This window comes from Sphingobium sp., assembly GCF_036170395.1.
Lineage (GTDB): Bacteria > Pseudomonadota > Alphaproteobacteria > Sphingomonadales > Sphingomonadaceae > Sphingobium.
In genome coordinates, this window is the sequence record NZ_JAVHPD010000008.1 from 26,196 (window position 1) to 34,840 (window position 8,645).

6 protein-coding genes are annotated in these 8,645 nt (G+C 65.9%); 2 read left to right on the forward strand and 4 right to left on the reverse strand.

Annotation, left to right across the window (positions count from 1 at the left end; all coding sequences use genetic code 11):
* The first annotated feature begins 29 nt into the window (after positions 1-29).
* Positions 30-1,586: an ArnT family glycosyltransferase gene (locus V2B31_RS03355; protein WP_328275264.1), complete on the forward strand. Its 1,557-nt coding sequence runs from the start codon at positions 30-32 to the stop codon at positions 1,584-1,586.
* Here the strand turns inward: V2B31_RS03355 and V2B31_RS03360 are convergent.
* Genes V2B31_RS03360 through V2B31_RS03375 form a run of 4 tightly spaced genes read right to left on the reverse strand, consistent with a single transcriptional unit; the run spans position 1,546 to position 7,495 of the window.
* Positions 1,546-2,703: a hybrid sensor histidine kinase/response regulator gene (locus V2B31_RS03360; RefSeq protein WP_328275266.1), complete on the reverse strand. Its 1,158-nt coding sequence runs from the start codon at positions 2,701-2,703 to the stop codon at positions 1,546-1,548. The two genes, V2B31_RS03355 and V2B31_RS03360, sit on opposite strands and share 41 nt — an antisense overlap.
* Positions 2,700-3,275: a chemotaxis protein CheB gene (locus V2B31_RS03365; protein WP_328275268.1), complete on the reverse strand. Its 576-nt coding sequence runs from the start codon at positions 3,273-3,275 to the stop codon at positions 2,700-2,702. Before V2B31_RS03365 ends, V2B31_RS03360 begins: the two co-directional genes overlap by 4 nt.
* Complete coding sequence (locus V2B31_RS03370) at positions 3,272-4,105, reverse strand: CheR family methyltransferase (protein ID WP_328275270.1); 834 nt, start codon at positions 4,103-4,105, stop codon at positions 3,272-3,274. The genes V2B31_RS03365 and V2B31_RS03370 overlap by 4 nt, the downstream gene beginning before the upstream one ends.
* A gap of 3 nt (positions 4,106-4,108) precedes the next feature.
* Complete coding sequence (locus V2B31_RS03375; RefSeq protein ID WP_328275271.1) at positions 4,109-7,495, reverse strand: response regulator; 3,387 nt, start codon at positions 7,493-7,495, stop codon at positions 4,109-4,111.
* A gap of 390 nt (positions 7,496-7,885) precedes the next feature.
* Here V2B31_RS03375 and maiA point away from each other — a divergent pair, with 390 nt between their 5' ends.
* Positions 7,886-8,521, forward strand: a complete 636-nt coding sequence (gene maiA / locus V2B31_RS03380; RefSeq protein WP_328275273.1) for a maleylacetoacetate isomerase — start codon at positions 7,886-7,888, stop codon at positions 8,519-8,521.
* Positions 8,522-8,645: the final 124 nt, after the last annotated feature.

Sequence of the window (8,645 nt, forward strand, 5' to 3'; positions counted from 1 at the left end):
CTATCCTAATTCTGTCGGTTGGACTGCGATTGTGGCACATCGACTTCGGCCTGCCGGCGCTCAACGATCCCGACGAGCCGCTGTTCGTGATGAACGCGCTCGACATGCTGCGCGAGCGCCGGTTGAATCCCGAATGGTTCGGTCATCCCGCCACCATTCTCTTCTATGCGCTGGCGCTTATCATAGCAGCGGTCGGGTGGGTCGGCACGCTGCTTGACCAATGGCCCGGCGCGGCGGGCTTCGCGTCGGCCGTCTATGCCGATCCGTCAATCGTTATCCTGCCGATGCGGCTGTTCATCCTCCTGTCGGGGGTCGGCTGCATTTGGCTGACGTGGCGGATCGGGCGCGAGGCTGCGGGGCCGAGAGTGGGCCTGATCGCGGCGGCGCTGCTCGGCTGTAATGGACTCCACGTCGAGTTGTCGCAGGTCATCCGCACCGACATGCTTGCCAGCCTGTTCATGCTGTGGAGCAGCCTCCATGCGATACGTGCCGCGCGCACCGGCGCGGCGCGCGACCTCGTGCTGGCGGGCTTGGTCGTCGGGCTGGGTGGCGCGACCAAATGGCCTGCGATGCTGTTCGCGATCAATGGCGGGGGCGCGGTGCTGCTGCGATGGCGGGAGGCAGGATGGCGGCGGAGTTTGTTGCTGCTGCCGATCGTGCCTGTAGTCGCACTGATCGCATTGCTGGTCGCCTCTCCCTATCTGCTGCTCGATCATGCCACCGTAATGCGCGATCTCAGTGGCGAGGCGCGGCCGGTCCATCCGGGATCGACAGGTGGCGGCTTCGCGCAGAATATGCTCTGGTACGGGCGCCATGTGCTGCTCTCCGGCTTTGGCATCGCGGGAACGACACTGGCCGCGATCGGCCTGCTCCTCATGCCGCTGCGCGCTCGCATGCTTGCGTTCGCCGGGCTGCCGGGCGCTCTGCTGTTCCTGCTCGGCATTGCCGCGCAGGCGCTGATCTGGGAGCGCTGGACCGTGCCCGTGCTCCCTTGGATCGCACTGGCGGTCGCGGTCGGGCTGGATGCGGCGATCGGGTGGCTGCGGCCGGCGTGGCGAACGGTAACGCTGGTCGCCGCGCTCGCACTGCTGCTGTTTCCCATGCTGCACGCGACGGCGCTGCGGACGACGATGCGAGCGCATGACACACGCCAGATCGCCAGCCATTGGGTGCGCCAGCATGTGCCGCCGCAAGCGTCGCTGTTGATCGAGGATGCGTCGTTCGACCTGCTCGACCGGCCGGGGGCGGTGCTCTTCCCGCTCGGCTATGCCGGCTGCGTCAATGTCCGGCAAATATTGGGGTCGAAGCCGAAATATCAGCAGATCGGCAAGGAGCGGTCGGGTAAGGCGATCGTGGATGTGGGCAATGTCGCGCCGGAACGGCTGGCGGGGTGCCGCGCCGACATCGCCATCATTACCCATTATGATCGATACCGGAACGAAGCGGCGCGCTTCCCGGAACAGTTGGTGCCCTACCGGCAATTGCTGCGCGGCGGGCGCACCTTGCTCGTCGTGAGGCCGCAACCGGGACGGATCGGCGGGCCTGTCACGCGGGTGGTCCGCCTTCGACAGGCAGCGGCAAGGTGACAGCGAAAACGCTGCCTTCGGCGGGATCGCTGGATTTGAGGCGGATGTCGCCGCCGTGCAGCGCCACCAGCTGCTTCACCAGAGCGAGGCCGATGCCGAGACCGTCCTGAGAGGGGCCGGCGCCGGGGCGCACCTGCGCGAACAGATCGAAAATCCGCTCCTGCATGTCGGGCGGGATGCCGATGCCGCTATCGGCAACCTCGATCTCAGCACAGTCCCCTGCCACGCGCAGCGACAGGTGCACGGCGCCGCCATGCGGCGTATATTTGGCGGCGTTGTTGAGGAGGTTGCTGACCACCTGAGCGATACGGCTATGGTCCGCCTCGATCCAGACCGGCTCCTGCGGCATGTCGATCGTCAGTGCGTGGCCGCCGGCGTCGATCGTCGGCTGGCTCGCCTCCACAGCGAAGGTGAGAGCATCCTGAAGCACGATCTTTTCCCGCCGCAGCGAAATCTTGCCCTGGTCGATGCGGGCGATGTCGAGCAGATCCTCCACGAGGCGCGAGAGATGGTGGACATGGCGGTCCATCCGCTGCCGGACGTCGCGCGCCGCCTCGGTCCCCTCGCGGCGTTCGAGCAGGTGCAGGCCAGCGCCCAGCGCCATGATCGGGTTGCGCAGTTCATGCCCCAATATGGCGAGGAACTCGTTCTTGCGCTGGTGCGCGCCTGCCAATTCCTGTGCCAGGCTCGCCAGCTCGTCGCGCTGCGCGACGATCTCGCGGCGCTGTTCGTAAAGGTCAAAGAAGACGTTGGTCTTGGAGCGCAGTATGTCGGCGTCGATCGGCTTCTGGATGAAATCGACGGCGCCGGCTTCATAGCCGCGGAAGCGCCGCTGGCGGTCGGCGCTGCCGGCGGTGAGGAAGATGATCGGGATATGCCGCGCACGCGCATGGCCGCGCATGAATTCGGCCAGTCCGAACCCGTCCATGCCGGGCATCTGCACGTCGAGCAGCGCCAGCGCGACGTCATGGACCAGCAGAAGTTCGAGCGCCTCCTCACCCGAGCGCGCTTTCAGGCAATGCAGCCCGTCGCGCCGCAGCAGCGCTTCGAGCGCGAGCAGATTTTCGTCGAGATCGTCGACCAGGAGGAACTCGATGGGAGGGGCGTCGCGCGTCATCGGGCCGGTAGTTCCAGGAGGTAGGAGGAAATGGCGTCGAGCGTCATCGTTCGCGCAGCCGGACAGGTGGCGAGCGCTGCCGCTGGCATTGCAGGCATTTCGGCCGTAGCGGGATCCTGCACGATGGCGATGCCGCCCGCCTCGGCGACGGCGCGCAATCCCGCCGCCCCATCCTGATTGGCGCCGGTCAGGACGATCGCGGCGAGAGCGGGGCCATAGGCGTCTGCGGCGGATTCGAACAGGACATCGATTGCGGGACGGCTATGGTTCACCGGCTCGTCCCAGGAAAGGGCCACGGTACGCCCGGCCTCGACCAGCAGATGATAGTCGGACGGGGCGAAATAAATGGTGCCGCCGGCGACCGGCTCCTTGTCGTCGGCTTCCTTGACGGGCAGCCGGCAGCGATCCTGGAACAGGGTGACGAGCGCATTGCCGCGATCGGGCGGGACATGGACGACGATCAGGATGGGGAGCGCGAAATCCCGGGGCAAGGGCGGCAGGACATGCAGCAACGCCTGCACCGCGCCCGCCGACGCGCCGATCGCCACCGCCTCTATCCCGCCCGCGGTCATGGCTCGCGCCTCTGGTAGATTTTCTCTTCGCGCACGAAATCGGCGAAGGCGTCGCCATGGCTCGAAAAGCGCAGGCTTTCCTTCGAGCCGAGCCCCAGAAAGCCCTTGCGCGTCAGCGAGTCCCGGAACAGGCCGAGCGCCCGGTCCTGCAACGCCCGGTCGAAATAGATGAGCACGTTGCGGCAGGATATGAGGTGAACCTCGGCGAAGACCGCGTCGGTCACGAAACTATGGTCGGAAAAGACCACCTGCGCGCGCAAGCTCTTGTCGAACAGGGCGCGGCCATAATCGGCGGTGTAATAGTCGGACAGCGAACTGCGTGCGCCCGACTTCTGGTGATTCTCGGTGAATTTGCGAATGTCGGCGAGCGGATAGACACCCGCCTCCGCGGCTTTCAGCGCCTCAGGGTTGATGTCGGTTGCGTAGAAGATGGTGCGGCTGTCCAGCCCCTCTTCGCGAAACAGGATGGCGAGCGAATATAGCTCCTCGCCATGGCTGCACCCCGCCACCCAGACCTTGAGCGAGGGATAGGTTTTGAGATGCGGGATCACCTTTTCCCGCAAGGCGCGGAAATAGAAAGGGTCGCGGAACATCTCGCTCACCTGCACCGTGAGATAGTTGAGCAGCCGGGGCAGCATCGCCGGATCGTGGAGCAGTCTCTCCTGCATCGCGGAGATGCTCTCGAAACCCAGTTGCCCGCGCGCCTGAAGCAGGCGCCGCTTGATCGAGGCGCGCGCGTAATGGCGGAAGTCGTAGTGGTAGCGCCGGTAGATCGCCTCCAGCAGCAATTCGATCTCGATATCCTCGACGGGCGCAGTCAGCTGATCCATGGCTCAGCGCGGCATCCACACGCGGACGAGCGACAGCAATTTGTCGACGTCGATGGGCTTGGCCATATAGTCGTTCGCGCCCGCCTCCAGGCAGCGTTGCTGGTCGTCGGGCATCGCCTTGGCGGTTAGCATCACGATGGAGAGCGACTGCCAGCGCGGATCGTCGCGGATCGCGCGGGTGGCGGTCAGCCCGTCCATCACCGGCATCATCACGTCCATGAGGACGAGGTCGATCCGCTTGGCGGGATCGGCGGCGGACGCATCCAGCGCCTCGATCGCCTCCTGCCCGTTGCGCGCGATCTGGACAATCGCGCCGCGCGGTTCGAGCACGCTGGTCAGCGAGTAGACGTTCCGCACATCATCCTCGACAATCAGGATGCGCCGGCCCTCGAGAGCGGCGTCGCGGTGCCGCGCCTTCTCGATCAGCTTGCGCTGCTCGGTCGGCAGTTCGGACACGACCCGGTGCAGGAAGAGCGATACTTCGTCGAGCAGCCGCTCGGGCGACTTCGCGCCCTTTATGATGATCGAGCTGGAATAGCGGCGCAGGCGCTGCTCGTCGGCGCTCGACAGGTCGCGGCCCGTGTAGACGATGACCGGCGGGAAACCGTGATCGCCCTCTTCGCTCAGCGTTTCGAGCAAGCTGTAGCCCGAGGCGTCGGGCAGCGACAGGTCGAGCACCATACAGTCATAGCTGTGCTGGCGCAGCTGCTCCAGGCATTCGGCCGCCGTCCCGACGCCCACCGTTTCGACATCGGCGGACTGGAGCAGCCGGCCGATGGCGTCGCGCTGAACGGCATCATCCTCTACGATGAGCACGCGGCGCATCCGGGTTTCGAGCTTCGCCTGGAGGCTTTCCAGCACATCGGCGAGCTGTTCGCGCCGCACGGGCTTGGTCAGATAGCCGATCGCCCCAAGCGCCAGCGCGGTCTGGCTATGGTCAGCGGCGGATACGACATGAATGGGGATATGGCGCGTGTCATCGTCATGCTTGAGGCGATCGAGCACGGTGAGGCCCGACTGGTCGGGCAGCCCGAGGTCGAGCACGACGGCGCTGGGTTTGAAGCTGCGGGCGAGCTGGATCGCTTCCTCGGCCGTGCCGGCGATGATGCACTGGAACCCCAGGTCGCGCGACAGGTCGCGCACGATCGAGGCGAAGACCTGGTCATCCTCGATCACCAGCAGCAGGCGGCGGCCCTCGGCGAGCGAATCGCGGTCATCGTCGGCAGGCCAGTCTGCGGATATGCTCTGCGAAGGTGCGGCCGGCGTGGATGAGGGGAGCGACGAAGGCTGCGGCGCTTGCGCTGGCGGGACGGCGGCGGCGTCATAGGCGATCGGCACGACCAGCGTGAATCGGCTGCCCTTGCCCGGTTCGCTGGCAAGGGTGATCCGCCCGCCGAGCAGGCGCGCCAACTCGCGCGAGATGGAGAGGCCAAGGCCGGTGCCGCCATAGCGTCGGCTGATCGTGCCATCCGCCTGATGGAAGGCGGCGAAGATGCTTTCCTGCTGCTCGGGCGAAATGCCGATGCCGGTGTCCGACACGTCGAGCGCCAGGTGATCCGCGCCCTGCCGCGACAGGGCAAGGCGCACCCGGCCGCGCTCGGTGAATTTGAAGGCGTTGGACAGAAGATTCTTGAGGATCTGCTCCAGCCGCAGACGGTCGGATTCGAACTTGGCGGGGACGTCCCCGGCGACATTGATTTCGAACGTGAGGCCGCGTTCGTCGGCGACCGGCTGGAACAGCTGGCGGAGGTCGCCGGCGAGCCGCTGCACCGACACAGGTTCCGGCTGGATGGTGACATGCCCGGCCTCGATCTTCGACAGGTCGAGGATGTCGTTGATGAGGGTGAGAAGGTCGTTGCCCGAGGATTCGATCGTGCGCGCATATTTGACCTGATCGGCGGTCAGCGTGCCTTCGGGATTGTCGCCCAGCAGCTTGGACAGGATCAGCAGCGAATTGAGCGGGGTGCGCAATTCATGCGACATGTTGGCGAGGAAATCTGACTTATACTGGCTCGCCTGTTCCAGCTCGCGCGCCTTCTGCTCCAGCGCCGCGCTCGCCTGTTCGAGATTGTCCCGCTGCGCTTCGAGCGTCTGCGCCTGCTCTTCGAGCTGGCTGTTGGTCTGTTCCAGCTCGACCTGCTGCTGCTCCAGCCGAACCTGCGATTCCTTGAGCGCGCGGCCCTGCTCCTCCAACTCCTCGTTGGAAACCCGCAGCTCTTCGCTCTGCGCCTGGAGTTCGCCAGCCTGCCGCCGGGTTTCCTCCAGCGCGTCCTGAAGCCGCATCCGAAAGCGCGCCGAGCGGAGAGCGATGCCGATCGCAGCGGCCGACTGGTCGAGCAGGTCCAGGTGCAGCGGGCTGACAGGATCGAAGAAGCCGAGTTCCAGCACGGCGTTCACCACCTCGTCCGCCTTGGCCGGCAGGATCAGCAAGTGGCGGGGCTTGTCCCGGCCCAGCGCCGACCCGATGCTGAGGTAGCCGTCGGGTATGTCGTGCAGCAGGGTGGAGCGCCCCTCGGCAGCGACCTGCCCCAGCAGCCCCTGGCCCAGCGCGAAGGACGCGGGAACATCGGCATCGTCGGGGACGCCGAGCGTCGCGGTGCGGTGGAAATGGCCCTGCTCGCCCTTGAACACAGCGCCGGCGCGCGCGCCGAGGTAGGAGGCGAAAAAGCCGAGGATCGCCTGCGACACGTCCTCCACTGACTTGTCGCCGCGCATGGCGTCGGCAAGGCCCACCTGTCCCGCCTGCAACCAGACCTGCCGCGCCCGCGCGCGATGGGCGCGGCGCAGCAGGATGAAGATGGCGACGGTAAGAATGGCGCCGAGCAGCGCCGAGACGATCGCGCTCATCACCGCGTTGCGCGAGGCGGCGTTCATCTCCTCGATCCGCAGCTGCCGCAGCCGTCCTTCCTCCTGCGCCATGGTGGCGATCTGGGCGCGGATGGCGTCCATTTCCATCTTGCCGCGATCCGTCGCCACGATGGCGAGCGCAGCGTTGAAACCCTCGGCACGGCGCAAGTCGATCGTCTGGCGCAGCTCCGCCAGCTTGGCGTCGATATGGCGGCGCAATAGCACCAGATTGGCCTGCTGGGCCGCATTGTCGCGGGTGAGGTTCAGCACCGTATCGAACTTCTCGCCGACCGCCGCCGTGGCGCTGCGATAGGGTTCGAGATAATTGTCCGCTCCAGTCAGCAGATAGCCGCGCTGACCCGCTTCGGCGTCCTGGGTGGCCGACAGAAGATCATCGAGCGCGATCAGCACCATATGGGTGTGGCGGATCGCCTCGTTGCTGGCGCCCAGCGCCGCAATGTTGCGATAGGCCGTGACGCCGCTCAGCAGAAAGAAGAGGAGGCCGAGCGCCAGGCCCGCAATCGACCAAAGGCGGACGCTCAAGGATTGGGCATTCAAGGCTGGACTCTTCCTTCATCGCTTGTCAGGCGGATCGCGTCACTGACAGAGGGCCGCGTGGGGCGCAGGCCGATCGGCCGCTGGCTCGCATCACGCTGTCTCAGGATTTGCGCCGCCTGCGCGCCATTCGCCCTTGTCACCTGTCATCTCCGTATCGGCGCCTTGCGCCACTCACGACGGAGCGGTGAAAAACGACCCCCCTTGCCCGAACGGGCATCAGCCGATGGAAACGCCCACCGCGTAGAAAGTTCCACGCCGATTGAAGGACACGAAATAATTTGCAAATTCGCTGCCCTGGCCCGTTTCAGCCGGTTGGAACGGGAGAATGGCGTTCGGGCGTCGACGGCAGGACGCTGGACTGCGATAGAGGGAAGCATGACCGACATCATCCTGCATGGCTATTATCGTTCGAGCGCTTCCTACCGGGTGCGGATCGCGCTCAATCTCAAGGGATTGGCCTACCGCAACATTTTTCATCACCTTCGCCGGGGCGAGCAAAGCGCACCCGACTATCTGGCGCTGAACCCGCAAGGATTAGTGCCGGCGCTGGAGATCGATGGCGCGGCGCTGACGCAGAGCCTGGCGATCTGCGACTACCTGGACGAGCGTTTTCCCGAGCCGCCGCTGCTGCCGGCCGATCCGCTCGCCCGCGCCCGGGTTCGCGCGGCAGCGCAGCTGATCGCCTGTGACGTGCATCCGGTCCAGAATCTCAAGGTGCTTAAGCGGCTCAAGCAGCACGGCCTGCCGCAGGATCAGGTGACGGGCTGGGCGGCAGGGGTGATCCGCGAGGGACTTGATGCATTCGAGGCGCTGATCGCGTCGCAGCCTGGTCCCTATTGTTTCGGCGATCGGCCCACGTTGGCGGACATCTATCTTGTGCCGCAGCTCTACAACGCGCGGCGCTTCGGGGTGGAACTGGCCTGGCCGCGCATCCTGGAGGCGGAAAGCGCCTGCCTTGCCTTGCCCGCTTTCCGCGACGCGGCGCCGGAAAATCAGCCGGACGCGGAATAGCGGCCGGGGCGACGGGTATGTTGGCGACGGCAGGCAGCCCGCCCATCCAAGGAATGATCGGGGTCAGTCGTTCGACTGCTGACGTGGGCTGCGGGGTATCGTGAGCGAGCGACCTGTGGTTGCG